This is a genomic window from Streptomyces sp. NPDC055189 (assembly GCF_053606765.1).
Genome location: NZ_JBSGSG010000043.1, coordinates 20,996 through 46,645, shown reverse-complemented (window position 1 = coordinate 46,645; position 25,650 = coordinate 20,996). Strand labels below are relative to the sequence as shown.

23 protein-coding genes and 1 riboswitch are annotated in these 25,650 nt (G+C 70.2%); of the genes, 10 read left to right on the top strand and 13 right to left on the bottom strand.

The genetic code is table 11. The features are described 5' to 3' along the window. Positions 1-239 precede the first annotated feature (239 nt). Positions 240-2,036, top strand: coding sequence for an AMP-dependent synthetase/ligase (locus ACWFR3_RS27075; protein ID WP_453737231.1), 1,797 nt, complete (start codon positions 240-242; stop codon positions 2,034-2,036). A gap of 195 nt (positions 2,037-2,231) precedes the next feature. Here the strand turns inward: ACWFR3_RS27075 and ACWFR3_RS27070 are convergent, their stop codons facing one another. Next, a complete protein-coding gene (locus ACWFR3_RS27070; RefSeq protein WP_453737230.1) occupies positions 2,232-3,374 on the bottom strand; it encodes a glycosyltransferase family 4 protein in 1,143 nt (380 codons plus the stop codon). Positions 3,375-3,489: 115 nt separating this feature from the next. On the opposite strand from ACWFR3_RS27070, the gene ACWFR3_RS27065 reads away from it, so the two are divergent. Further along, entirely contained in the window at positions 3,490-4,758 is a 1,269-nt protein-coding gene (locus ACWFR3_RS27065; protein WP_453737229.1) for a glycosyltransferase 87 family protein, read from the top strand. Here ACWFR3_RS27065 and ACWFR3_RS27060 read toward each other — a convergent pair. The 5 genes from ACWFR3_RS27060 to ACWFR3_RS27040 form a co-directional block, all read right to left on the bottom strand. Beyond that, positions 4,715-5,911, bottom strand: coding sequence for a hypothetical protein (locus tag ACWFR3_RS27060; RefSeq protein WP_453737228.1), 1,197 nt, complete (start codon positions 5,909-5,911; stop codon positions 4,715-4,717). The genes ACWFR3_RS27065 and ACWFR3_RS27060 overlap by 44 nt on opposite strands. Before the next feature lie 39 nt (positions 5,912-5,950). Then, the gene (locus ACWFR3_RS27055) at positions 5,951-6,979 is read right to left on the bottom strand and encodes an NlpC/P60 family protein (RefSeq protein WP_453737227.1); all 1,029 of its coding nucleotides are present in this window, start codon (positions 6,977-6,979) and stop codon (positions 5,951-5,953) included. A gap of 256 nt (positions 6,980-7,235) precedes the next feature. Beyond that, a complete protein-coding gene (locus tag ACWFR3_RS27050) occupies positions 7,236-8,267 on the bottom strand; it encodes a C40 family peptidase (RefSeq protein WP_453737226.1) in 1,032 nt (343 codons plus the stop codon). Between the two features lie 328 nt (positions 8,268-8,595). After that, a complete protein-coding gene (locus tag ACWFR3_RS27045; RefSeq protein ID WP_453737225.1) occupies positions 8,596-9,945 on the bottom strand; it encodes an NYN domain-containing protein in 1,350 nt (449 codons plus the stop codon). Positions 9,946-9,979: 34 nt separating this feature from the next. Then, a complete protein-coding gene (locus ACWFR3_RS27040) occupies positions 9,980-10,219 on the bottom strand; it encodes a hypothetical protein (protein WP_361199083.1) in 240 nt (79 codons plus the stop codon). A 138-nt stretch (positions 10,220-10,357) separates the two neighbouring features. On the opposite strand from ACWFR3_RS27040, the gene ACWFR3_RS27035 reads away from it, so the two are divergent. The 7 genes from ACWFR3_RS27035 to ACWFR3_RS27005 all read left to right on the top strand — a co-directional run bounded on the left by ACWFR3_RS27035 (position 10,358) and on the right by ACWFR3_RS27005 (position 16,598). Beyond that, the gene (locus tag ACWFR3_RS27035) at positions 10,358-11,089 is read left to right on the top strand and encodes a rhomboid family intramembrane serine protease (RefSeq protein WP_453737224.1); all 732 of its coding nucleotides are present in this window, start codon (positions 10,358-10,360) and stop codon (positions 11,087-11,089) included. Next, the gene (locus tag ACWFR3_RS27030) at positions 11,086-11,367 is read left to right on the top strand and encodes an Lrp/AsnC family transcriptional regulator (RefSeq protein ID WP_361199078.1); all 282 of its coding nucleotides are present in this window, start codon (positions 11,086-11,088) and stop codon (positions 11,365-11,367) included. Before ACWFR3_RS27035 ends, ACWFR3_RS27030 begins: the two co-directional genes overlap by 4 nt. A gap of 95 nt (positions 11,368-11,462) precedes the next feature. Next, positions 11,463-11,768 carry a small secreted hydrophilic protein gene (locus ACWFR3_RS27025; RefSeq protein ID WP_453737223.1) on the top strand — a complete coding sequence of 102 codons (306 nt, stop codon included), beginning with the start codon at positions 11,463-11,465 and terminating at the stop codon, positions 11,766-11,768. Beyond that, the gene (locus tag ACWFR3_RS27020; protein WP_453737222.1) at positions 11,731-13,212 is read left to right on the top strand and encodes an ATP-binding protein; all 1,482 of its coding nucleotides are present in this window, start codon (positions 11,731-11,733) and stop codon (positions 13,210-13,212) included. The genes ACWFR3_RS27025 and ACWFR3_RS27020 overlap by 38 nt, the downstream gene beginning before the upstream one ends. After that, positions 13,209-13,871 carry a response regulator transcription factor gene (locus ACWFR3_RS27015; protein ID WP_361199069.1) on the top strand — a complete coding sequence of 221 codons (663 nt, stop codon included), beginning with the start codon at positions 13,209-13,211 and terminating at the stop codon, positions 13,869-13,871. The genes ACWFR3_RS27020 and ACWFR3_RS27015 overlap by 4 nt, the downstream gene beginning before the upstream one ends. Before the next feature lie 82 nt (positions 13,872-13,953). Further along, complete coding sequence (locus ACWFR3_RS27010; RefSeq protein WP_453737221.1) at positions 13,954-15,366, top strand: SLC13 family permease; 1,413 nt, start codon at positions 13,954-13,956, stop codon at positions 15,364-15,366. A gap of 23 nt (positions 15,367-15,389) precedes the next feature. Continuing rightward, positions 15,390-16,598 (top strand): glycerate kinase family protein, encoded by a 1,209-nt coding sequence (locus ACWFR3_RS27005; RefSeq protein ID WP_453737220.1) that lies wholly within the window; start codon positions 15,390-15,392, stop codon positions 16,596-16,598. Here ACWFR3_RS27005 and ACWFR3_RS27000 read toward each other — a convergent pair. The 6 genes from ACWFR3_RS27000 to ctaE all read right to left on the bottom strand — a co-directional run bounded on the left by ACWFR3_RS27000 (position 16,550) and on the right by ctaE (position 23,663). Then, positions 16,550-17,923, bottom strand: a complete 1,374-nt coding sequence (locus ACWFR3_RS27000; protein WP_453737219.1) for an aminotransferase class V-fold PLP-dependent enzyme — start codon at positions 17,921-17,923, stop codon at positions 16,550-16,552. The genes ACWFR3_RS27005 and ACWFR3_RS27000 overlap by 49 nt on opposite strands. 166 nt (positions 17,924-18,089) lie before the next feature. Continuing rightward, a riboswitch (SAM riboswitch) is annotated at positions 18,090-18,206 on the bottom strand. Positions 18,207-18,280: 74 nt separating this feature from the next. Beyond that, positions 18,281-19,345, bottom strand: a complete 1,065-nt coding sequence (gene trpD, locus ACWFR3_RS26995) for an anthranilate phosphoribosyltransferase (protein ID WP_453737218.1) — start codon at positions 19,343-19,345, stop codon at positions 18,281-18,283. A 125-nt stretch (positions 19,346-19,470) separates the two neighbouring features. Continuing rightward, entirely contained in the window at positions 19,471-21,102 is a 1,632-nt protein-coding gene (qcrB, locus tag ACWFR3_RS26990; RefSeq protein WP_453737217.1) for a cytochrome bc1 complex cytochrome b subunit, read from the bottom strand. Continuing rightward, the gene (gene qcrA / locus ACWFR3_RS26985; protein ID WP_453737216.1) at positions 21,099-22,154 is read right to left on the bottom strand and encodes a cytochrome bc1 complex Rieske iron-sulfur subunit; all 1,056 of its coding nucleotides are present in this window, start codon (positions 22,152-22,154) and stop codon (positions 21,099-21,101) included. The genes qcrB and qcrA overlap by 4 nt, the downstream gene beginning before the upstream one ends. Further along, on the bottom strand, positions 22,151-22,960 hold the full coding sequence (qcrC, locus tag ACWFR3_RS26980) for a cytochrome bc1 complex diheme cytochrome c subunit (protein WP_453737215.1): 810 nt from the start codon (positions 22,958-22,960) through the stop codon (positions 22,151-22,153). Before qcrC ends, qcrA begins: the two co-directional genes overlap by 4 nt. A gap of 82 nt (positions 22,961-23,042) precedes the next feature. Next, on the bottom strand, positions 23,043-23,663 hold the full coding sequence (gene ctaE, locus ACWFR3_RS26975) for an aa3-type cytochrome oxidase subunit III (RefSeq protein ID WP_453737214.1): 621 nt from the start codon (positions 23,661-23,663) through the stop codon (positions 23,043-23,045). Between the two features lie 179 nt (positions 23,664-23,842). Between ctaE and ACWFR3_RS26970 the strand changes: the two genes are divergently transcribed. After that, entirely contained in the window at positions 23,843-24,244 is a 402-nt protein-coding gene (locus ACWFR3_RS26970) for a hypothetical protein (protein ID WP_453737213.1), read from the top strand. 60 nt (positions 24,245-24,304) lie between these two features. Here ACWFR3_RS26970 and ACWFR3_RS26965 read toward each other — a convergent pair whose 3' ends face one another. Then, positions 24,305-25,552: an Ig-like domain-containing protein gene (locus tag ACWFR3_RS26965; RefSeq protein ID WP_453737212.1), complete on the bottom strand. Its 1,248-nt coding sequence runs from the start codon at positions 25,550-25,552 to the stop codon at positions 24,305-24,307. Positions 25,553-25,650 lie beyond the last annotated feature (98 nt).

Below are 25,650 nucleotides of genomic sequence, written 5' to 3'. Positions count from 1 at the left end.
TTCCGAGTCGGGAATGGCGTGGCGTACTGTGCGGTTCAGACCACAAAGACGTGTGACGCACCGAACATCTGGCCCGGACCCCCTACCGAACAAGCCATACCCATGGGTAACGTCCGGGCAGTCCAGTAGTGCTCCAGCCTTCTTTCCCCCCATTTCCACGGAGCACCTGCCCGATCTTGGACCGCACCGTCGCATCGCACAATGTCGTGGCGCCGGCGCCCTATGTAGGAGCAGCAGTCTTGCGCGAGTTCAGCCTTCCGGCCCTGTACGAGGTCCCTGCGGACGGCAATCTGACCGACATCGTCCGCAGAAATGCCGCGCAGCATCCGGATGTCGCCGTCATCGGCCGCAAGGTGAACGGCACCTGGCAGGACGTCAACGCCAAGACCTTCCTCACCGAGGTGCGCGCCGCCGCGAAGGGGCTCATCGCCTCCGGAGTGCGCCCCGGCGACCGCGTCGCCCTGATGTCCCGCACCCGTTACGAGTGGACGCTCCTCGACTTCGCGATCTGGAGCGCGGGCGCGGTCACCGTGCCGGTGTACGAGACGAGCTCGGCCGAACAGATCCAGTGGATCCTCGGCGACTCCGGCGCCGTCGGCATCATCGTCGAGCTCGACGCGCACTCCGCCGCCGTCGACTCCGTGCGCGACCGGCTTCCGGACCTGGTCAACGTCTGGCAGATCGACGCCGGCGGCGTCGCCGAGCTGAACCGCGCGGGCGCCGACGTCTCCGAGGAGACCGTCGACGAGCGCAGCGCGGTCGCGGGCGCCGACGACCCGGCCACCATCGTCTACACCTCGGGCACCACGGGCCGCCCCAAGGGCTGTGTCCTCACGCACCGCAGCTTCTTCGCGGAGTGCGGCAACGTGGTGGAGCGCCTGAAACCGCTGTTCCGCACCGGTGAGTGCTCCGTCCTCCTCTTCCTTCCGGTGGCGCACGTCTTCGGCCGTCTGGTCGAGGTCGCAGCCCTGATGGCGCCGATCAAGCTGGGCCACGCGCCGGACGTCAAGAACCTCACGGACGAGCTGGCCTCGTTCCGGCCGACCATGATCCTGGGCGTCCCGCGCGTCTTCGAGAAGGTCTACAACTCGGCGCGCGCCAAGGCGCAGGCCGACGGCAAGGGCAAGATCTTCGACAAGGCCGCGGACACGGCGATCGCGTACAGCCGCGCTCTCGACACCCCGAGCGGCCCTTCGCTCGGCCTGAAGATCAAGTACAAGACGTTCGACAAGCTGGTCTACAGCAAGCTGCGGGCCGTCCTCGGCGGACGCGGCGAGTACGCGATCTCGGGCGGCGCGCCGCTCGGCGAGCGCCTGGGCCACTTCTTCCGCGGCATCGGCTTCACGGTCCTTGAGGGCTACGGCCTGACCGAGTCGTGTGCGGCCACCGCCTTCAACCCCTGGGACCGCCAGAAGATCGGCACGGTCGGCCAGCCGCTGCCCGGCTCGGTCGTCCGGATCGCCGACGACGGCGAGGTGCTGCTGCACGGCGAGCACCTGTTCACGCAGTACTGGAACAACGAGGGCGCGACTGAAGAGGCGCTCGCCGACGGCTGGTTCCACACGGGCGACATAGGCACGCTCGACGAGGACGGCTACCTCCGGATCACCGGCCGCAAGAAGGAGATCATCGTCACGGCGGGCGGCAAGAACGTCGCTCCCGCGGTGATCGAGGACCGTATCCGCGCGCACGCGCTCGTCGCGGAGTGCATGGTCGTGGGCGATGGGCGCCCCTTCGTGGGGGCGCTTGTCACGGTGGACGACGAGTTCATCGGCCGGTGGGCCCTGGACCACGGGAAGCCTGCCGATTCCACGGCGACGTCGCTGCGGGACGACGCGGACTTCCTCGCGGAGATCCAGAGCGCGGTGGACGACGGCAACGCGGCGGTCTCCAAGGCGGAGTCCGTGCGCAAGTTCCGTGTCCTTTCTTCGCAGTTCACGGAGGAGTCCGGGCATCTGACTCCGTCGTTGAAGCTGAAGAGGAATGTTGTCGCCAAGGACTACGCGGACGAGATCGAAGCGATTTACCGCGGGTAGCGTTTGCGGGGCCGCCCACTCGCCGTGGGGGGCCTTGTCTCTATGCGGCTCTCGGTCTGTTGTGGTTGCTCGCGCAGTTCCCCGCGCCCCTAAAGGGGCGCTCAGCTGGGCCCCGTCAGGGGCGCGGGGAACTGCGCGCTCAGCCCACGACGGCAGTCAGTCGCGCACGGACCCGCGGCAGCAGCCCAGTAGGCGCTACAGAAGCTCCTTAAGACGCTCGGCCAAGAGATCCCAGCGCCACTTCTCCTCCACCCACTCCCGGCCCCGCTCCCCCATGCGCTGACGCAACTCCGCGTCGCCCAGCAAGGTGACGATCCGGTCCGCGGCGGCCTCCGGGGACCCACCCCGGACGACCCACCCCGTCTCCCCGTCAAGCACCGCGTCCGGCGCTCCGCCGGAGTCCCCGGCGACGACCGGGAGGCCGGTCGCGGAGGCCTCCAGGTAGACGATGCCGAGCCCCTCCACGTCCAACCCGCCCCGCCGGGTCCTGCACGGCATCGCGAAGACGTCCCCCGCCCCGTAATGCGCGGGAAGCTCCTCCCACGGCACCGCCCCGGTGAAGCGAACGGAGTCCGAGACCCCGGTCTCGGCGGCCAGCTTCCGCAGGTCCTTCTCGTACGGGCCGCCACCGACGACCAGCAGCACCGCTTCGGGCTCCCGGGCCAGAATCCGGGGCATGGCGAGGATCAGCGTGTCCTGCCCCTTGCGCGGCACGAGCCGCGAGACGCAGACCACGACCGGGCGGTCCGTCAGGCCGAGGCGGGCCCGCACGGCGTCCCCGCCCGATTCCGGGTGGAACGTCTTCTCGTCGACGCCCGGCGGCAGTTGGACCATCCGCCCGGCCGCCGCGGGTGTCAGCGCGGCGGCGATGCGCGAGCGCGTGTACTCGCCCAGATAGGTGATCGTGTCCGTCGACTCGCCGATGCGGCGGAGCAGTTGGCGTGAGGCCGGCAGCTGCGCCCACCCCGCCTCGTGTCCGTGTGTCGTGGCGACGAGCCGCCGCGCGCCCACCTTGCGCAGCGCGGGCGACATGAGCCCCAGCGGGGCTGCGGCCCCGAACCACACCGACTCGCAACCGTGTTCGCGCAGGAGGGAGACCGCGCGCCGCGTGACGCGCGGGGTCGGGAGCAGCATCGTCGTGGGGTCGCGTACGACCTTGAAGGGCTGCTCCGCGTCGAAGGCGGCCGTCGCTTCGGTGCCCTCGCGGCCCCGCTTCCACGTGGAGGCGTAGACGACGAGCTGTTCGGGGTCCAGGCGCAGCGCCATGTTGTGCAGGAACGCCTGGATGCCACCGGGCCTGGGCGGGAAGTCGTTCGTGACGATCAGGGTCTTGTGCATCGTCGCCCGACAGTACCGAAAGCCCGCCGGAGCGCCGAACGGCCTCGCCTCCCCGACGGCCCCGCCTCATGGCCCATTCACAGCCGCGCCCGGCATCATGGCTCCTCGAACCACAATGAAGTATCCGAAAAGGGGCGTGGTGCGCGTGGCGCGGATCCTGACCGTCTGGGTCCTGACCAGGACAGTGCTGCTGCTCTGCGTCTTCAAGGTCCTCACCGCCCCCGGCCCCGACGTGACCAGCGACGTCTCCGTCATCTACGAGGGCTGGTACGAGGTCCTGCGCACCGGCACCTTCCCCCTCGACGACGTCACCTGGCAGTACCCGCCCGCCGCGGCCCTCGCGATCCTCTCCCCCGCCCTGCTGCCCTTCGCCGGGTACACGTCGGCGTTCTTCGTGCTCGCCCTCCTCGCCGACGCGCTGGTCTGCGGGCTGCTCCTGTACGCGGGCGGGCGGCCCGGCAAGTCACTCCGGGGAGCCTGGACGTGGGTCGTGGGCGCGGCGCTGCTCGGGCCGACCGTGTACGCCCGTTACGACGTGATGGTCACGGCCGTGGCGGTCGCCGCGCTGCTCGCCGGGGCCCGGCATCCCCGCACGATGGGGGCGCTCGCGGCATTCGGCGCACTGCTCAAGGTGTGGCCCGCCCTGCTGCTCGTCGGCATGCCACGCGCGCGTGCCACCCGCAGTTCCTGGGGCGCGGCCCTCGCCACCGCCGTCGGCCTGACCCTCGCCTTCCTCGTGACGATGCCGGGCGCGCTCGCCTTCCTGACCTTCCAGCGCGACCGCGGCACCGAGGTCGAGTCGCTGGGCGCGCTGGTCTTCCATGTCGCACGGCACCTCGGCTGGCAGGGCGACGTGCAGCTCAACTACGGCTCGGTGGAGTTCCTGGGCCCGTACGTATCGCTGGTCAGCACGGTGGCGCAGGGGTTGTCCGCGGCGGCCTTCTGCTGGCTGCTGGCGTGGCGGCTGCGCGCGCGTGCGTGGTCGGCGAGCACGGTCGCGGACGCGGCCTTCGTCGCCGTCCTGCTGTTCACGGCGACGAGCCGGGTGATCAGCCCGCAGTACCTGCTGTGGCTGGTCGGGGTCGCCGCGGTGTGCCTGGCGTTCCGAGCGAGCCGCATGGTGCTGCCCGCACGCCTGGTGCTCGCGGCCACGTTCGTCACGTTCCTCGAGTTCCCCGTCTGGTTCTCGCACGTGGTGGCGAGCGATCCGCTGGGCATCGCCCTGCTCCTGGTGCGCAACGGTCTGCTCGTCGCGGCGGCGCTGCTCGCCTGCCGGAACCTGTGGCGGCAGACGGTGTCCGAACCGCGGGCCCGTGAGCGCGCGTCGGCGCCCGCAGAGGTCAGTCGAGCTCCTCGCGCAGATACGTACGCCACTGCGCCGTGAAGTCCTCCTCAGTGGTGTCCAGGACGTCCTTCAGCGCGTCCTCGACCGCACCGGGCCTCTTCTTGTGCGCGCCGACCGCTTCGTAGAAGTCCGTCAGCGCCGCCTCGCCCCACTGGTCCGCGATCATCCGGCAGGCCAGCCAGGACCCTTCGTAAGCGGCGGCCAGCTTCCCCGCGTCCCCGCTGAAGCCGAAGTCGTCGTCCTCGGGGAGCGCGGCGGGCACTTGCTCATCCTCGACGGCGCGGCGCAGCTCGGGAGCGGCCTGCTCGGCGGTGCGGCCCGTGCCGCGGTAGCCCACCCAGTCGGCGAGGCCTTCGGAGAGCCACAGCGGGGTCGCCGGCGAGGTGTGCGCGCGGGTCGCGACGTGGGTCGCCTCGTGGGTGAGCACGACCTGCTTGCCGAAGTCGCCGAGCACGCCGTACGCCTCGGGGTTGACGATGATCCGGTCGGCGGGCGCGGCCCCGGAGCCGCCCGCCTCCCCCGTGGTCACCGCCGCGATCCCCTTGTACCCGGAAGCGGGCGCCCCGAGCAGCCCGGCCATGCCCTCCAGGGACTCGGGCACCAGGACGACGACCTGCTGCGGCCACTTGTCCGTCCAGGCGTCCCGCACCAGGGGCACCGCCCGGTCGGCGAGGTCCGCGTACCCGCGCAGCGTCGTCTCCTCCCGCTCGCCGCGCCCGACGCCGAGCACGAGGCTGTGAGCGCCCCGTACGGACGTCACGGGCCCCTGGTCCCAGAGTTGCTCCGAGGCCTTCTCGGCGGGGCGCTCAGCGGCGACGTACCAGCGTCCGTCGCGCTCCCGCAGCGTGAGCGCGCGCGAGGTGGTGAGCGGCTCGCTGTCGTAGCCCTTGATCCGGTAGCGCAGGTCCGCGGTCGCGGTGGCCCGCGTGCCGGTCCGCTCGAAGGAGGTCAGGCGGTACTGCCAGGACTTCAGCGGCACGTCGCGGAGGTTGTCGTAGAAGTCGGCGGCCCCGGTGTCCGGGCCCGTCGCGCGGTACGCCTTCGCGTCCCGGTCGAGCACCGCGTCCGCACGCCGGTCGAGCAGTCTGCGCACGTCTCCGGGCGCCGCGTCGGGCGCCGAAGGACCGCCGCACCCGACGAGCAGCGCGACACAGATCCCCAGCACCCACGAACCACGCCCGCGACCAGCCACGTTTCAGATCGTACGGGCAGCAGGGCCGCGGGGTGCCGGTCAGACCCGGGTCACCGACGACACCGGCATCATGCCGACCGGGTCGTAGCGCACGGCGGCTCCGGGGTAAGGCGCGTGCACGACCTGGCCGTTGCCCATGTACATCCCGATGTGGCTCGCGTCGTCGCGGTAGGCGACGAGGTCACCCGGCTGCGCCTGCGAGAGGGGCACCTGCTGCCCCGCGTACCGCTGGGCCTGCGAGGTGCGCGGCAGCCCGACGCCCGCTTGCGCGTACGACCACTGCGTGAGCCCCGAACAGTCGAAGCCGGTCGGGCCGTTGGCACCCCACACGTAGGGCTTGCCGACCGCGGAGCGTGCCGCCGCGATGGCGGCGGCGGCACGCGACGAGGACGGGGCCGCGCTCCCGGGGTCCGGCATGTCGCCGCGCCCCGAGCGCGACGACCTGTCGTACTCCTCGCGGTCCCGCGAGGACAGCGAGTTGAGCAGCTTGCGCGCCTTGGCGAGCTTGTGCTCGACGCCGCGCTTGTGGCGGGCCACGGCGGTGCGGCTCTTCTCCAGCTCGGAGAGTTTGTGTCCGGCCTCCGTGCGCTCCTGGTCGAGGCTGCGCTGGGCCTTCTGCAGATCGGTCAGTTCACCGGCCTGCCGGACGCTGATGCGGTCGAGCGCCGTCGCCTTGTCCAGATAGCTGTCCGGGTCGGAGGAGAGCAGCAGGGCGAGGGAGGGGTCGATGCCGCCCGAGCGGTACTGCGCCCCGGCGAGCGAACCGAGCGCGCCGCGCATCGTGTTGATGCGCTCCTGGCCGCGGGCGACGCTGTCCTTGGCCCGCTCGACCTGCTCGCGCAGGGTGTCGGCGCGCTCATCGGCCTTGTTGTACGCCTCGGTGGCCTTCTCGGCCTGTTCGAAGAGGCGGTCCACCTTGGCCTTGGTGGTCGCCGGGGTGTCCTGCGGTACGGCGCCCGCCGGCGTCGCGGCGAGGGCCGCCGCGGCAGTGGCCGCAGCGGCCGAAAGGATGGTGACGCGCGTGCTCCGGTCCGGACCGGACAGCGCGAGACGACGATGGGACCCCACGGGAAGCCGCTCTCCCTCCGCATGACGGACCCCCGGGCGAAACCGGGGGAAAGTCCCCCGATCCGTCGGGGGAATGCGCGCGACAGTAGCGGTGAGATCACGTAACGGCCAAAGACCTCGCCGTGCACACAACGTGACACCCCGCCGGAGACGCAGGTCACCGACGGGGCGTGAGGTCAGCGGGAGTCACCCGAATTCGCCCGTTCGGGCGGACCGCCGGTCGTTTCAGATGCGGACGACCGGCGGACGGAGGAACTCAGATGCGGACGCCGAACTGGAAGGAGCCGATGGTGGACATCGACTCGTAGCGCACCACGGCGCCCGGCTTCGGCGCGTGAAGCACCTGGCCGTTGCCCGCGTAGAAGCCGACGTGCGCGAGGCTGTTGAAGAACACCAGGTCGCCGGGCTTCAGCTCGCCGCGGCCGATCTTCGTGCCGTCGTTCTGCTGGGTGTACGTGGTCCGGGTGATCTGGACACCGGCCTGGTTGTACGCCCACTGCGTGAGGCCCGAGCAGTCGTAGGAGTTGGGGCCGCTGCCGCCGGAGACGTAGGGCTTGCCGATCTGCGTCGCGGCGGCGCTCAGGGCGGCCTGCCCGCGATTCGAGGCCGGGGCCTCCTTGCCGAGGTCCACGCGGTCGCCGGCGCTGCGGCTCGCGCGCTGCTCCTTGGCGGCGAGGTCCGCCTTCTCCTTGGCCGTCAGGGTGTTGAGCAGCTTCTGGGCGGCGCCGAGCTTGCTCTGGACTTCCTTCTTCTTCTTGCCCAGTTCCTTGCGCGTGTCGGCGAGGTCCTTGAGCTTGTCGGAAGCCTCCTTGCGCTCCTGCGCGAGGGTCCGCTGCTTCTCCTGGACCTTCTTGAGCGCCTCGACCTGCTGACCGCTCAGCTGGTCCATGGTCGACGCCTTGTCCAGGTAGTCGTCCGGGTCGGCGGAGAGGAAGAGCTGGACGGAGGGGTCGAGGCCGCCGGAGCGGTACTGCGCGCTGGCCATCGAACCGAGGCCGTCGCGCAGGTCGTTGAGGCCCTCCTGGCCGCGGGCGACCTTGTCCTGAAGCTCGCCGATCTCCTTCTCGAGCTTCTCCTGCTTCTCCTTGGCGCCGTTGTACCGGTCGGTGGCCCGGCCCGCGTCCTCGTAGAGCTTGTCGACCTTGGACTTGACCTCGTCCTTGCTCGGCTTCTCGCTCGGCGTCGCGTTGGCCGCCTGGGAGGTGAGTGCGACGGCAGCGGCGGCGGTCGCGGTGAGCACGGTCACGCGGGCGCGGCTCGGCTGCTTGGGTCGACGGTGGGACGCCACGAAGGCGGCTCCTTCTTCCTCCAGCCGCCTACCGAGACCCGGTCGGCGGGTACCACCGCTGTCACCCCGGATGGGTGATCAACCGAGCGGAGGTTCGAGGCGAGACCTTAGTGACCCTCTTGTGATCAGTTCAAATCCTGACCGGTAAAAAGTGGGGTGCCGGGCGCATATTTTACCGATAACGCACAGGCAGTAATTACTACTTGACGCTGCGTCGCGCACCGTGAGCGTCAATTCGGGCATAGGGAACAGGAGTTACTTGCACTCCCTTAGGGGCGCGAAAGCGGCGTACGTTCACCTCGTGAAAGCGCCGCGCGAGAGCCGCGAGTCAGCCGCGCGAGAGCCGCTTCAGGAGGACCGCGGAAGCGACGGGACGCGCCCCCGCCTTCGCGATCCCGTCGGCCACTTCCCGGTCGGTCGACACGACGACCACAGGGCGTCCTGACGGCTCCGCGCGCACCAGCTGGCGGATCAGCTCGTCCGCGGTGACGCCGGGCTTGGAGAAGAGCACACGCACCCCGCGCGGCGGCGCGAGCAGCACGGGCGCGGCGAGTTCGGCCCCGTCGAAGACGCAGGTCATCTCGGCGCCGGTCTGCGCGGCGAGCTGCGAGAGCGAGCCGAGAAGGCGCAGCCGCTGCTTCTCCAGGGGCATCGTCGGATAGCCGGTCTTGGTGACGTTGTAGCCGTCCACGACCATGTGCGCCTGGGGCAGCGCGAGCAACTGGTCGAGGATCGCCGGGTCGTTCTCGGAGAGCGCGCGGGCGGCGATGTCCTTCGGCGTCATCCGGCCCGGCTCGACGGCGTCCACGGTCTCGGCGGGGCGCACGGAGACAGGCGGCAGGGCCAGTTCGCGGCGCAGCCCCTGGGCGGACTCGAGGACGGTGTCGAGCAGCAGCCGTACGCGCATGTCCTCGACGCTGCGGCCCTCGCGCGCCGCCCTGCGGCTGGCCTCCAGGGCCGCCTCGGTCTCGCCGAGCCGCGCCTTGAGCCGCCGGGTCTCGCTCTCGGCGGCGGACAGCTGGGCCTGGCCCTCGGCACGCGCGGCGTCGGACTCGGCGGCGGCCTTGCGCAGGGCCGCCTCGCCGCGCTTGACGTCGCTGAGGGCGCCGCGCAGCTTGCGATGCATCGATTCGGCTTCCTTCTTCGCCGACTCGAGCTCCGCGCGCAGCCGTTCGGTCTCGGCCTTCGTCTGGCCGCGGGCCGCGGAGAGTTCCTCGCGCAGCCGTTCGAGTTCGGCGCGCGTCTCGTCGTCCACGCGCTCGGCGTCCGCCCGCTGGGCCTCCTCGCCCGCGGCGGTCACCAGCTTCACCCAGCCGGTGGGGCGCAGCACATAGGCCGCGGCCGCCACATCCAGGGGGTCCGCGGCCGGGGGTGGTGTGCCCGCGTCCAGGGCGCCGATGAGCTCGGGCTGCGCCTCTCTGAGACGTTCGCCGATGCGCTGGCGGAAGAGCGGGTCGCCCTCCAGCGCCGTCGCCATGGCGTTGCCCGCGAACTTCGTGCGCCGGGTCGGCGTGAAGCGGGCGTACTGCCGCAGCTGTGCCGGAAGTTCGCCGACCGTCAGACCGCCGAAGCCGTCCGAGACGATCTGCACGACCCGTCGGCGCACTCCGTCGGGCAGCGGGCGGTCGAGCACCTCAGCGGTGCCGTCGTCCGGCTCCCCGCTCGCGCTCTCCACCATCCGTCACCCCACTAGCTGTGCGGGGCCCGCTCCCTCAGGAGCCGGCGCCCGGCCTGTCCACGAGTTCCACCTGGTCCACCGCGTTGCACCAACGACAGCGAACCGACTCGATGGTCTCACTGACCACCTCGCGTTCCTCGACGTTCGACTCACCGGCCAGGTCGAGGTGCACATATTCGACGACCTTCGAACTGCGGGTCACGTCGAAACGCGTGAGATTGCCGCAGAGCGTGCAGCGCCACCGGGTGGTGTCGGTCGGCAGAGGAACCGTCATCGTGGCTGTTCGCTTTCCTTCGGAATTCCATGGTGCGTGGTGCCCGTAACCCTAAGGCCTGTAAGGGTCTCCTCGCGGCGGCGTCTCACCCGGCGGGGCGGTCTGTACGGTTTGCCGCCCTTACGTCATGCTCTGTTCATGATCAGGACGTGGGGTACGACGGCGGGCCGCATGCTCAAGGGGCAGTCCGCCCCGGTGACGTACGGCCTGATCGGCGCGTGCTGTCTGGTCTTCCTGATCTCCCCGCTGTCCGGGTTCAACCCCTCGTACGGCAGGGGCGATCAGCTGATCGCCGCCCAGCAGGCCTACTTCGAGCGCTGGGGCGTGGTGCCGTCGGAGCTGTTCAGCGGGGCGCTGCGGCCCGTGCTCGCCCCGGCCACCGCCCTCTTCGTGCACGGCAGCTGGCTGCACCTCCTGGGCAACATGCTCTTCCTCTTCGTCTTCGGGGCGATGGCCGAGGAGCGGATGGGGCACGTCCAGTTCGCGCTGTTCTACCTCGGCTGCGGCTATCTCGCCCTGTTCGCCTACGCGCTCGTGCACGCGGGTTCCCACCAGACCCTGGTGGGCGCGTCGGGGGCGATCTCCGCGGTGCTCGGGGCGTTCCTGCGGCTCTTCCCCAAGGCGCGGGTCACCAGCCTCTTCCCGTTCCTCTTCTTCCTGCCGCTGCGGTTTCCCGCGTGGGTGGTGCTGCCGTTCTGGGTGGCGCTGCAGTGGCTCGCGGCGCTGCAGGGCGTGCAGGGGCCCGGTGTCGCGTATCTGGCGCATCTCGTGGGGTTCTCGCTGGGCTTCCTCTATGCGTGGGTGCGGTATGGGCGGACAGCTAGAGTGAAGAAGCCAGCACCGGCCATCGAGGGAGACAGTCAGCCGTGATCACCGCGATCGTGCTCATCAAGACCAGCGTGGACCGGATCCCGGAGATCGCCGAGTCGATCGCCGCCCTCGACTGCGTCAGCGAGGTCTTCTCCGTGACCGGCACGTACGACCTGATCGCCATGGTGCGCGTCACGCACCACGACGACCTCGCGGACGTCATCCCCGGCAAGATCAGCAAGATCCCGGGCGTGGAGGGGACGGACACGCACGTCGCGTTCCGCACGTACTCGCAGCACGACCTGGAAGCGGCGTTCGCCATCGGCCTCGACTCCTGAGCGCTCTCCGAGGGAGCGTTCCTCGCGGGCCGGATGAGGGTTTCTTCATCTGCCGCTCATGCTCCTGACCCGCTGCGCCGCGCACGCTCACTGCCATGGTCTTCTCCCACCGCATGGCGGCACTAGCCGCCGTCGTGGCGATCCCCCTCGGCATCGCCGCGACCAGCTACGCCCTGACAGACAGCCCCGAACCTCCCAAGGCCCCGCCCAAGGTGGAGCTGGAGAGCGGCTCCTCGTCATCTCCGTCATCTCCCTCATCTCCGTCGTCGTCCTCGTCGCCGTCGGCGCCTTCGTCGAAGCCGAAGCCGGCGCCGAGTGACGAGACGGTCTCCCCGCCGCCGGTGAGCGAGAATTCCTCGGGCGATGACAACGACGACGACGGCCCCGGTGACGACGGCTGAACGCCCGCTGCGCCGGATATCGGCCCGTGTCCGCATCCTGCTCTGGCTGCTCGTGGTGATGGCCGTCGCGCTCACCGCGGTCGCGGCCACCACGCGCTCCGTCCTGCTGCGCGACGTCGACCACCGCATCGACCGGCTGCTCGCCCAGGAGACCGCGGAGTTCACCAACCTCGCCCGCGAAGGGGTCGACCCGCACACCGGCCGCAAGTTCGCCGCTCCCGACCCCCTCCTGCGGCTCTTCCTGTCCCGGCAGTACGCCGACCCCGACGAGGAGCTCCTGGGCCTGGTCGGCCGCCCCGGCAAGGCGCCCGCGAAGAAGGAGCAGTCGCGCGAGCCGCGGATCGACCATCCGCTCGCCGAGGATCCCGCCGCTCTGCGCACGGTCTTCGAGTCCCCCGACGCGACCGGCACGCTGCACCGCGAGCGGGGCGAGGTCCGCTGGGCGAAGGTGGAGATCGCGGCGAGCGCGGGCCATCCGGCGGCGGCGTTCGTCGTCGCCTTCCACCCGGAGGGCGAACAGGCCAAAGCGGGCGACGTGTTCACGATGCTGCTCGCCATCTCCGGCGTGGCGCTCCTGATGACGACCGGCATCGGCTGGGCCGTCGCCGGGCGCATCCTCAAGCCCGTACGCCTGGTGCGTACGACCGCCGCGCAGCTCACCGAACAGGACCTGACCCAGCGCATCCCGGTGCAGGGAAGGGACGACATCGCCGCGCTCGCCGAGACGTTCAACGGCATGCTCGACCGCCTGGAGCGGGCGTTCGCCGCGCAGCGCGAGTTCGTCGACGACGCGGGGCACGAGCTGCGCACCCCCATCACCATCGTCCGCGGCCATCTGGAGCTGATGGGCGACGATCCGCGCGAGCGCGAGGAGACGACCCGGATCGTGATGGAGGAGCTCGACCGGATGAGCCGCATCGTCGAGGACCTCCTCCTCCTCGCCAAGGCCGAGCGCCCCGACTTCGTCACCCCGGAGCCGGTGCAGCTCGCCGAGCTGACCGCGGACGTCTTCGTCAAGGCGCGGGCGCTCGGCGACCGCGACTGGAAGCTGGCCGAAGTGGCCGAGGGCGAGACCGCCCTGGACCCCCAGCGCATCACCCAGGCGATGGTCCAGCTCGCCCAGAACGCCGTCCAGCACACCGTCCCCGGCCGGCGCATCGGCATCGGCTCGCGCACCGCGGCGGGCCGGATCGAGTTGTACGTCGCCGACAGCGGACCCGGCGTCCAGGCGCAGGACGCCGCGGTGATCTTCGAGCGGTTCCGGCGGGGCACCGCGCGCCGCGGCTCCCGGGCCACCGGCGCCGGCCTCGGCCTCGCCATCGTGCGCGCGATCGCCGAAGGACACGGAGGGCAGGTCGAGCTGCGGCCCACGGAAGGCGGCGGCGCCACCTTCGTCCTCGTACTGCGAGAAGTACTGCGAGAACAGGAACCAGGACTGCCATGAACCGGATTCTCATCGTCGAGGACGAGGAGCGCATCGCCTCCTTCGTCGAGAAGGGCCTGCGCGCCAACGGCTTCACCACCACCGCGGTCGGCGACGGCGACGCGGCCTACGACTACGCCCTGACCGGCGGCTTCGACCTGGTCGTCCTGGACATCGGGCTGCCCGGCAAGGACGGCTTCACGGTCCTGCGGCAGCTGCGCGAGGCCCGGGTGAGCACACCGGTCATCGTGCTCACGGCGCGCGACTCGGTCCGGGACACGGTGGCGGGTCTGGAGGGCGGCGCGGACGACTGGATGACCAAGCCGTTCCGCTTCGAGGAACTGCTCGCGCGGGTGCGCCTGCGGCTGCGTACGGCGGCGGGGGCGCCGGAGGTGACGGTCCTTCGCAGCGGAGAGCTGACGCTGGACCTGCGCACGCGCAGGGCGCGTTCGGGCGAGCGGACCGTGGATCTGACCGCACGTGAGTTCGTGCTGCTCGAACTCTTCCTGCGCCATCCGGGCCAGGTGCTCTCGCGGGAGCAGATCCTGTCGCACGTGTGGGGCTACGACTTCGACCCCGGTTCGAACATCGTGGACGTGTACGTACGGGCGCTGCGCAAGAAGCTGGGCGCCGAGCGGGTGGAGACGGTGCGCGGGATGGGCTACCGGCTGCCGGGATGACGACCGGTATGCCGCGCCGTGGGTGAAATTCCTTTCATCAACGGCTCATTGAGGCCTCACGGCCGGGCCCGAGGCTCGTCGTGTGACCCTGAATCTCCGCCAAGCCGTCACCCTGTGCATCGCGCTCAGCCTGTGCGCGCTGCTCCTGGTGCCCGGCAACTTCCCCGGCCTGAGCGGCGACGCACGCCTGACCCTCGGCGTGTTCGCCCTGGCGACCTGTGCGTGGATCGGTACGCCGATCGACGACACGTACATCGCGCTCGGCGCCGGGCTCGCGCTCACCGCGACCGGGGTGATCAGCAGCGACACGCTCTTCGGGACCCTCGGTGACGAGACGGTCTGGCTGCTGATCTGCGCCTTCGTGCTCGCGGCGGCGGTGGCCCGCAGCGGTCTCGCGGGCCGGGCGGCGGCCTTTCTCGTCAGCGGAGCGCGCACCGTACGGCAGTTGACGCATCTGACCACGGCCGCCCTGGTCGTGACGGCGTTCGCGGTGCCCGCCACGTCGGGCCGCGCCGCGCTCGCCCTGCCCGTCTTCCTCGCGCTCGCCAAGGTCCTCGCCGACCGCAGGCGCCTGGTGGTGATGCTCGCACTGCTGTTCCCGACGGTGATCCTGCTCTCCGCGGTCGCGACCCTGATCGGCGCGGGCGCCCACCTGATCACGGTGTCCGTGCTGTGGGAGGCCACCGGGGACCGGATCGGCTTCACGCAGTGGATGCTGCTCGGCCTGCCGCTCGCCATCGCCTCGTCCCATCTGGCGGCGGAGGCCGTCCTGCTGACGACGACACGGCGGGCCGACCGCAAGGGCCCCGTCCACATCACCGTCGAGCAGCTCCAAGAGCACAGCGAGCAGCCGGTCACCGGAGCCTGGGAGCCCGCCGAGACCCGCTGCGCCCTGCTCCTCGCCACGGTCGTCGCGCTCTGGTGCAGCGAGCCGCTGCACCAGGTGCCGCCCGCGGTGGTCGCGTTGATCGGCGCGGTCGTCGCGTCATCCCCCGCCCTGGGCACCGTACGTCTGAAGGACGCGCTCAAGACCGTGCCGTGGGCGCTGCTGCTCTTCATGGCGGCGACGATGGCGATGGGGGTCGCGCTCGCCGATTCGGGGGCGGCGAAGTGGCTGGTGGGCGGGGTCCCCCTCGATGTGCCGCCCTGGCTCTTCCTGGCCGTCGTCGTGGCGGTCAGCACGGCCGCGCACCTGGTCCTGCAGTCCCGTTCGGCCCGCTCGTCCGTCCTGGTCCCGCTGGTCGTCGCGGCAGCCGTCGGCGCGGGCGTCAACCCGGTCGCGGCGGCCCTGGCCTCCACGGCGGCCGCCGGCTTCTGTCACACCCTGCCCGCCTCCGCGAAGCCCGTCACGCTCTTCGCCGACATCCCCGGCACCCCCACCTACACCCCGCGCGACCTGCTGCGCCTCTCCGCGGTCCTGGCACCCCTGACCGCCGCCCTCGTCCTGCTCTTCGCCGTCACGCTCTGGCCGCTGCTCGGCGTGCCCGTCCGCTAGTTCCCTCTGCCGTGGAGATCTTCATGCTGACCCGTTTCGCCATCGCCCCCAGCGGCTTCAAGGAGTCCCTGTCCGCGCAGTCCGCGGCCGAGGCCATCGCCGAAGGAGTACGCCGGGTCGTCCCGCACGCCGACACCGACCTGATCCCCCTGGTGGACGGCGGCGAGGGCACCGCCCGCGCCCTGGCCACCACCGGCGGCGGCCGCCTGGTCGCGCTGCCGGCCACCGGTCCCGTCGGCCAGCGGATCGGCACGCACTTCGCGCTGCTCCCGGACGGCACTGCGATCGTCGAGATGGCCGCGGTCGCCGGGCTCTCGCTGGTCCCGCGCGACCTTCGCGACCCCGGTGCCACCACGACGTACGGCGTCGGCGAGCTGATCGGCGCCGCACTGGACGCGGGGGCCCGCCGCATCCTGGTGGGCTGCGGCGACTCCGGCACCTCGGACGGCGGCGCGGGGGCGCTCCAGGCGCTCGGCGCCCGGCTCCTGGACGCGGACGGCTGGGAACTGCCGCGCGGCGGCCGGGAGCTGACCCGCCTGAGCCGCATCGACCCCTCGGGGCTCGACCCCCGTCTGCGAGGCGCCGAGATCCGCGTCGCCTGCAACCCCTTCAACGTCCTGACCGGCGAACGCGGCGTCGCGCGCGTCTTCGGCCCGCAGAAGGGCGCGACTCCGGCGCAGGTCGAACAGCTCGCGTCGGCCCTCGACCGCTGGGCGCACATCCTGACCCGTGACCTGCACGCCGCGACGGACCTCGCCCTCGGCCCCGGAACGGGCGCCTCCGGCGGCCTGGGAGCCGGTCTCGCGGCGCTCGGCGCCCAGCTGCTCCCCCGCTTCGACGTCCTGCTCGACCACCTGGACCTGGACGCACGCCTGGCCCGCGCGGACCTCGTGGTCACCGCGGAGGGCGCCCTCGACCACCAGACGCCGCGCGGCAAGGTCCCCGCCGAAGTGGCACGGCGCGCCAAGCGGTTCGGCCGCCCCGTCCTGGTCCTCGCGGGCACGATCGGCCAGGGCGCACATCACGTACGGGCGGTGGGCGTGGACGCCTACAGCTCGATCCTGCCCGCGCCGGTCTCGCTGACCGAGGCGCTCGGGCGTGGCGGAGAGTTCCTCACCGACGCGACCGAGCGGGCCCTGCGGATGATCGTCCTGGGATCACGCCTGAAGAGGCGGCCCGGGGCTCAGGCGGCGCTGGTGTCCGGCACGCAACGCCCGTCCTCGGTGCGGTAGTTCCAGCGGGCGCCGTCCGCCACGAGCTCCTTGACGGCGCGCACGAAGCGCTCCACGTGCTCGTCCGGGGTGCCGGCGCCGAAGCTGACGCGGATCGCGTTCAGGGACTTCTCGCCGGGCGCGGCCTCGGGGGCACCGCACTCGCCCTGGGTCTGCGGGTCGCTGCCGAGCAGGGTGCGCACCAGCGGGTGGGCGCAGAACAGGCCGTCGCGTACGCCGATGCCGTACTCGGCGGAGAGCGCGGCGGCGAAGTGCGAGCTGTTCCAGCCCTCCACGACGAAGGAGATGACGCCGACGCGCGGCGCGTCGTCGCCGAAGAGCGAGAGCACCTTCACGGCAGGCACCTCGGCGAGGCCCTCGCGGACCTTCGCGATGAGCTGGTTCTCGCGGGCGACGAGCTCGTCGAAGCCCGCCTCGGTCAGCGCCTTGCAGGCGGAGGCGATCGAGTACACGCCGATGACGTTCGGCGAACCGGCCTCGTGCCGCGCGGCGGTGTCGTGCCACTCGACGTCCACGCCGCCGTCCGTGCGCCGCGCGACCTTGCGCGACGCGCCGCCGCCCGCGAGGTACGGCTCGGCCGCCTGCAGCCAGTCGGAGCGGCCCGCGAGGACGCCGGAGCCGAAGGGCGCGTACAGCTTGTGGCCGGAGAAGGCGACCCAGTCGACGTCGAGCTCGCTGATGGAGACGGGGTGGTGGGGGGCGAGCTGCGCGGCGTCCAGGACGATGCGGGCGCCGTGGGCGTGGGCGGCGGCGGACAGCTCCTTGACCGGCCACAGCTCACCGGTGACGTTCGACGCGCCGGTCACGCAGACCAGGGCGGGCCCGTAGGGGTCGCGGTCGGCGAGGGCGCGCTCCAGGGTCTCGACGGCCTGCTCGGCGGTGCGCGGGGCGTTCAGGTACGTCACGCGGGCGTCGCGCCACGGCAGCAGCGAGGCGTGGTGCTCGGTCTCGAAGACGAAGACCTGGCAGTCGGCAGGCAGGGCGGCGGCCAGGAGGTTCAGCGAGTCCGTGGTCGAGCGGGTGAAGACGACCTGGTCGCCCTCGCGGCAGCCGAGGAACTCGGCGACGGTGACGCGGCTGTTCTCGAAGAGGTCGGTGGAGAGCTGCGAGAGGTACCCGGCACCCCGGTGCACGCTGCCGTAGTAGGGCGCGTACGCGGCCACGTCGTCCCACACCCGCTGCAGCGCGGGGGCGCTCGCCGCGTAGTCGAGCGCCGCGTAGGTCACTTCGCCGCCGGTGACGAGCGGCACGGTGACGTCACGGCCGAGGACGGGCAGCGGGGCGGCACAGACGGTCTGATCGGCGACAGCGGTGGTGGCAGACATGGCGAACTCCCGTGGGAAGGCAGGCGAGTTCACTGCAGGGACGCACAGAGGGCGCTGCAGTGACGAAGAGAAAAGGGGGTGCGGAAGAGGGGCCGGAAAGCCCTATCGCATTCGCTTGCTCACGAGACTGCTCCCTTGAGGACCAGGACCCCAGGGTGTTCGCAGGGGTCCGCGCTTGCCATACGCCTTGCTGCGTACGGCCTGGTCTTCACCCGGGGCACCCCGCCACGGACGGAGGGTTGCCGGACAGCGAGCCGGGGCTTAATCGCTGTCACTCATGACCTGTGCAGCATCTTGCCACACCATCTTCCCGGTGCACACCGCAGTCCGGCATCCGGACTGCGGTGTGCGCCACACTCACCTGTTGCTGGCCGCCACCCACCGCTCCAGGGCCTTCTTCGCGGCCCCGGAGTCGATCGACTCGGCCGCCTTCGCGATACCGGCGCCGATCTGCTCCACCAGGGTGCCGTCGCCCGGCGTACGGGCCACCAGGGCCGCCGCCGTGTTCAGGAGCACGGCGTCCCGCACGGGACCGCTCTCGCCGTCCAGGAGGCGCAGGGCCACCTCGGCGTTGTACGAGGCGTCGGCGCCCCGCAGGGCCTCCACGGGGACGAGGTCGATGCCGACGTCCCGCGGGTCGAAGGCCTCCTCGCGCACGGCGCCGTCCCGTACGACCCAGACCCGCGAGGTCGCCGTGGTCGTCAGCTCGTCGAGCCCGTCGTCGCCGCGGAAGACCAGCGAGGAGTGCCCGCGCTCGGCGAAGACCCCGGCCACGATCGGCGCCATCCGCGCGTCGGCGACCCCGACCGCCTGGGCCCGCACCTTGGCCGGGTTGGTGAGCGGGCCCAGGGCGTTGAAGACGGTCCTGATGCCCAACTGGCTGCGCGCCGCGCCGGCGTACCGCAGTGCCGGGTGGAACTTCACGGCGAAGCAGAAGGTGATCCCGGCTTCCTCGACCACCTCGACGACCCGCTTCAGCGGCAGCTCCAGGTTCACCCCGAGCTTCTCCAGGACGTCGGAGGCGCCCGAGGCACTGGAGGCGGCGCGGTTGCCGTGCTTGACGACCTTCGCGCCCGCGCCTGCGGCCACGATCGCGGACATCGTGGAGATGTTGACGGTCTTGGCGCCGTCACCGCCGGTGCCGACGATGTCGACGGTCTGCCCCGGCACCTCGATCACATTGGCGTGCTCGTACATCGTGTGCACGAGGCCGGAGATCTCCTCCACGGTCTCACCCTTGGCCCGAAGCGCGACCATGAAGCCCGCGATCTGCGCGTCGGTCGCCTCGCCCCGCATGATGCGGTCCATGGCCCAGGCGGTGTCCGCGGCGCTCTGGTCGCGGCCCTCGAGCAGACCGTTCAGTACACCGGGCCAGGAACGGGCCGCCGCGGTGTTGCCTCCTGCGGGGGTCACAGCGCTCATCTGCCGCTCCTGGGTTCGTGTCAGACGTAGGACAGGAACACCTTATCCAGCCCGCAGGACGGCAAAGAGCCCCGTCCATGCACTGGATGCATGGGACGGGGCTCTCGCCGTGGCGACTCAGTCGATCAGTGGTGGCCGTGGCCGCTGGTGATCTCCTTGTACTCCTCGGTGGTGGGCTTGGGGATCTGGTTGTCCTCCCCGTAGTAGCCCTTGGAGAGCTTGGCCCTGAGCTTCTGCGAACCGGACACCTTGCGCTCGACGCCGTTCTCGTCGACCGCGGGGCCGATCTCGACCGGCGCGTACTGCTCGTGCGCGGTGAGCGTGTGCAGCTGCTCCTGGCCCAGCGGCTCGTGGACCTCGATGAACTCACCGTGCGGCAGGCGCTTGATGATGCCCGACTCGCGGCCGTGCAGGACCTTGTCCTTGTCGCGCCGCTGCAGACCCAGGCAGATCCGCTTGGTGATGATGAAGGCGAGGACCGGTGCCACGAAGAAGGCGATGCGCACGAACCAGGTGATCGCGTTGATCGACAGGTGGAAGTGCGTGGCCCAGAGGTCGTTTCCACCACCGATCAGCAGCACCATGTACCAGGTGATCCACGCGACGCCGAAGCCCGTACGGGTCGGGACGTTGCGCGGGCGGTCCAGGATGTGGTGCTCGCGCTTGTCGCCGGTGACCCAGGACTCGATGAACGGATAGACCGCGATCGCGACCAGGACCAGCGGGAAGATGATCAGCGGGATGAACACACCCAGGACGAGCGTGTGACCCCAGAGGTTGATCTCCCAGCCCGGCATGACACGGATCAGGCCTTCGGAGAAGCCCATGTACCAGTCCGGCTGGGCTCCTGTGGAGACCTGGTCCGGACGGTATGGACCGATCGCCCAGATCGGGTTGATCGTGGCGATCGCCGATACGGCCGCGATGACACCGAAGACCAGGAAGAAGAAGCCTCCGGCCTTCGCCATGTACACGGGAAGCAGCGGCATGCCGACGACGTTGTTGTTCGTCTTGCCGGGGCCCGCGAACTGGGTGTGCTTGTGGTAGAAGACCAGGATCAGGTGCGCCACCACGAGGCCGAGCATGATGCCCGGCAGCAGCAGGATGTGCACCGAGTAGAACCGGGCCACGAAGTCGCCGCCGGGGAACTCCCCGCCGAACAGGAACATCGACAGGTACGTGCCCACGATCGGCACGGACAGGATCGCGCCCTGCATGAAGCGCACACCGGTACCTGAGAGCAGGTCGTCCGGGAGCGAGTAACCGGTGAAGCCGGTGAACATGCCCAGGACGAACAGCAGGAAGCCGAAGACCCAGTTGACCTCGCGCGGCTTGCGGAAGGCACCCGTGAAGAAGACGCGCATCATGTGCACGAACATCGCCGCGAGGAAGATCAGCGCCGCCCAGTGGTGGATCTGCCGGATCAGCAGACCACCGCGCACATCGAAGCTGATGTGCATGGTCGAGTTGAACGCCTCGGACATCAGCTGGCCCTGCAGCGGGATGTAGCTGCCGTGGTACTCCACCTCGTTCATCGACGGGTGGAAGAACAGGGTCAGGTACACACCCGTGAGGATGATGATGATGAAGCTGTAGAGGCAGATCTCACCGAGCATGAAGGACCAGTGGTCCGGGAAGATCTTGCGCATGTTGGCCTTGGCCAGGGAGTAGATCCCCAGGCGGCCGTCGGCCCAGTCGGCCACCCGCTCACCGGCGGGCGCCTCCTTCTTACGGTTTTCGTTCGCCGAAGTGCTCATCCGCGCTCCCAGAATGCAGGACCGACAGGCTCGGCGAAGTCGCCGAGCGCCTCGAGGTAGCCCTCTTCGTTCACGGCGATGCGCAGCTGCGGCAGCGCGTGACCGGCCGGGCCGAAGATCACTCGGGCACCGTCGGAGAGGTCGAAGGTGGACTGGTGGCACGGGCAGAGGACGTGGTGCGTCTGCTGCTCGTACAGGGAGATCGGGCAGCCGACGTGGGTGCAGATCTTCGAGTAGGCGACGACACCGTCGTGCGACCACTCGAGTTCCTGCTTGTCCTTGATGTCGTCCGGCTGGATACGGACGATCATCAGGGCCGCCTTGGCGATCTCCTTCTGGAAGTCGTGATCGTGCTCCTCCAGGCCCTCGGGCTTGGCGAAGGTCAGCGAACCGACCGCGATGTCCGACGGACGCAGCGGCTCGTTCGTGTTCATGTTCACGAGCAGCTTGCCCTTGGACCACAGCGTGTGCCGCAGCTTGTCCTCGGGCAGCGGACCGAGGTCACGCAGCAGGACGACACCGGAGAGCGGCACCATGGCGAGCGCGCCGAACATCGTGTTGCGGATCAGCTTGCGCCGGCCGAACTGCGACTCCGCGGCACCGGCCTTGAAGTCGGCCATGACCTTGGCCTTGACCTCGGGCTCGGCCTCGATGGGGTGTCGCTCGTCGGCGACCTCCACGTCGGACATCAGGGTGCGGGCCCAGTGGACCGCGCCCGCGCCGATGCAGAAGAGCGCCACGCCCAGGGTCATGCCCAGGGAGAAGTTCAGCGCACTGATGTGGCCGATCGGGAAGATGTAGACGTGCTTGTCGACCGGGAAGGCCACGTACGAGGCGATGAAGCCGATCGTGGCCAGCATCGACAGCGTGAACAGGAAGGCGACCGCACGCTCGGACCGCTTGGCGGCCCGCTCGTCGATGTCCTGGACACGATGCTCGTGGGGCGGAAGGCCCGGGTCGGCGAACGGGTTCTCGTCCGCTACGGCCACCGAGCCGTGCTCGGTCTCCTGCACGCTGGGCAGGTTCTCTTCTGGATTCTCTTTGCTACTCATGACTTCTTGGCCTTTGCGGTCCGAGCGGCGACCCACACGGCGACCGCGATCAGCGTGCCGAGACCGAAGATCCAGCCGAACAGGCCTTCACTGACCGGACCCAGGCCACCCAGCTTGAGACCGCCAGGGCTCTCGGTCTGTTCGCCGTTGACCGCGTCGAGGTACGCGATGATGTCCTTCTTGTTCTTCTCCGGCATCACCGAGTCGGGGAAGGACGGCATGTTCTGCGGGCCGGTCTGCATGGCCTCGTAGATGTGCTTCGGGGAGACATCCTCCAACGAAGGAGCGAACTTGCCCTTCGTCAACGCGCCGCCCTCACCGGTGAAGTTGTGGCACTGCGCGCAGTTGGTGCGGAACAGCTCGCCACCCTTGGCGATGTCCGCCCCGTCCGGGCTGTACTGCTTCTCGGTGGGAACGGTCGGGCCCGCGCCCAGCGAGGCGATGTACGCCCCGAGCTGGTCGATCTGGGCCTGGTTGTAGATGGCCTTCTTCTTCGGCGCCTGGGCGCCCGGCTGCTGGAGCGGCATGCGGCCGGTGCTGACCTGGAAGTCGACGGCGGCTGCGCCGACGCCCACCAGGCTAGGACCGTCGGAGGACCCCTGACCGCCGGTGCCGTGGCAGCTGGAGCAGCCCACGGAGTACAGCTTCTTGCCCTCGTCAATGGCGAGGGACTGGGCGGTGTCGTCGGCCTGCGCCTTGTCCGCGGGTGCGAACGCGGCGTACAGCCCCCCGGTGGCCGCCAGCGCGAGGAGTAGTACGACGACCGCCGCCAGCGGGTGGCGTCGTCGTGCGGAGAGCTTTTTCACGGATTACCCCGGTGTCAGGATCTTCTGCGTCGATGCTTCTGGAATGAGTCGGAACGTCGGGCCCGGCTGGGCCCGGCCCCGTTTACTTGATCATGTAGATCGTGGCAAAGAGACCGATCCAGACAACATCGACGAAGTGCCAGTAGTAGGACACGACGATGGCTGCGGTCGCCTGCTCATGGGTGAACTTCCTGGCTGCGTAGGTCCTGCCGAGGACCAACAGGAAGGCGATGAGGCCACCTGTCACGTGCATGCCATGGAAGCCGGTGGTCAGGTAGAAGACCGAGCCGTACGGGTCGGACGAGAGCGAGAGGCCCTCGTGCTTGACCAGCTCGGTGTACTCGTACACCTGACCGCCGATAAAGACCGCACCCATGATGAAGGTGAAGATGAACCACATCCGGAGCTTCTTCACGTCACCACGCTCAGCGGCGAACACGCCTAGCTGGCAGGTGAGGGAGGAGAGCACCAGGATCGTGGTGTTCGTCGCCGAGAACGGGAAGTTCAGCGCGGACGCCATTTCCTTCCAGTGCTCAGGTCCTGTCACCGATCGCAGGGTGAAGTACATCGCGAAGAGGGCCGCGAAGAACATCAGCTCGGAACTCAGCCAAATAATGGTTCCGACGCTGGTGAGGTTCGGCCGATTGACCGGCGGGTGCGCGTGCCCGGTATCTACTGTCGTTGCTGTCGCCACGACCGACATTATGTCGGTCGCTTATCCCGCCCTCACCCCGGGGGGTGCCGTTCGGAGTGTCTGAGGGGTGTGTCCTGCCCGTATGGCCCATCGAAGGGCTGTCCGAACCGCTGTTGACGGGGTGTCCGGAGGAGTAGCATCCGCGCATCGGTCCCCGGCCGAATGCCCCTCAACGAAGCGGAGGAACAATGCAGCCGACCGCCACGGTGCTGGTCTACAGCGATAACGCGAGCACCCGCGAGCAGGTCCGGTTGGCCACCGGACGCAGGCCGGCGGCGGACGTTCCCGCGGTCGAGTTCATCGAGTGCGCGACGCTGCCCGCGGTCCTGAAGGAACTCGACCGGGGCGGAATCGACGTCTGCGTCCTGGACGGCGAGGCCACGCCCGTCGGCGGCATGGGGGTCTGCCGCCAGCTCAAGGACGAGATCTTCCAGTGCCCGCCCGTGCTCCTGCTCATGGGACGCCCGCAGGACGCCTGGCTGGCCACCTGGAGCCGCGCGGAGGCCGCGGTGACCCTTCCGGTCGATCCGGTCGAGTTCGCGGACTCCCTGGCCGCCCTGCTGCGCGACAGGCTGGCCATCCAGGCCTGACGGCACGGCAGAAGGCCCCGCGCCTCGGTGCGGGGCCTTCTGTGCTGTTCTGCGGCGCCGCTAGACCTGTGGCCGCAGTCGGGCCGCGTCGAGCGCCGTGGGGCCCTTCTTGACGCCGCCCAACAGGGCGCTGCCGTCCCGCCAGTTCTTCCAGCCGACGTTCCAGTCGCCGAAGCCGTTGCCGAACGGGTCCATGTCCGCCCCGGCGCTGTTGACGACCTTCACGATGTCGCCCTGCCGGACGGTCTCGTAGAACCAGGCGGCGTCGCCGGTGCTCATGCCGGTGCAGCCGTGGCTGGTGTTCGCGTAGCCCTGGGAGCCGACCGACCACGGCGCGGCGTGCACGTACTCGCCCGAATCGGTGACCCGCGTGGCGTAGTAGACCATCTTGTCGTAGAAGTCCGATGCGCCGATGCTGGCGCTGGTCATGCGTACGGAGTACTCCTTGCCGAGCACCACCTTGACGCCGTTGCGCGTGGAGTAGCCGGGCTTGCCCGTCGTCACCGGCATGGAGTTGATCTCCTCGCCGTTGCGGTAGACGGTCATGTAGTGCGACCCGGCGTCCGTCACGGCCTCGATGCGGTCGCCGATGGTCAGCTTCAGCGGCTTGGCGCTGCCGCCCCAGAGCCTGTCGCGGACCTTGATGCCCTCCAGGTTGCTGCGCACGTTGATCGTCGCGCCCGTGGGCCAGTACTCCTTGGGGCGGTAGTGGAGCGTCTTGCTGTCCACCCAGTGCCAGGCGCCCTGCGTGGCGGGCTGCGTGTCCACCTTCAGGGCGCGTTCCACGATCGCCCTTGCCTGCTTGTCCTTCACCTTGGCGCTGAGCTTGGCCGTGACGGGCTGGCCGACGCCGTACTTTCCCGAATCGGGGCCGAAGGTGACGCCGAGGCGCTTCTTCTTCGACGGGGCGCCCGTGTCGAACGTCATGACCTTGCGGCCCGGCGAGCCTTCCTCGTCCTCGGCGCTCACCCGCACCGTGTAGTGCGCCCCCGCGGCCAGCGGCGCCGTGCTGTGCCAGCGGGCGCCGTCGGCGGCGAGTTCGCCCGCCAGGTACCGCCCCTGCGCGTCGGTGGCCGTCACATCGGTGATGCGCCCGTCCTCGCCCCGGGCGGTGACCTCCAGAGGCTTGTCCGGATCTGCCTTCTGGGTGCCCACAGGGCCGTTGAAGGCGATCTGGCCCGCCGCGTCGTACGGCTTAGCCGAGAGCGGGTGGCCGTCGGAGCTGCCGCATGCCGTGGTTCCCACCCCGAGGGCGGACACCAGCAAGGTGCAGCTCAGTACCGTGCGGATTCGCGGTGAGTGGCTCATGAACACACGGTATGGAGGTTCATCGGCTCCGGCGCGCCGAGTGACCCGTACGAGGGTCGGCCGCGACACGCCGAGGGGCCCGGACGCTCCTCGCGGAG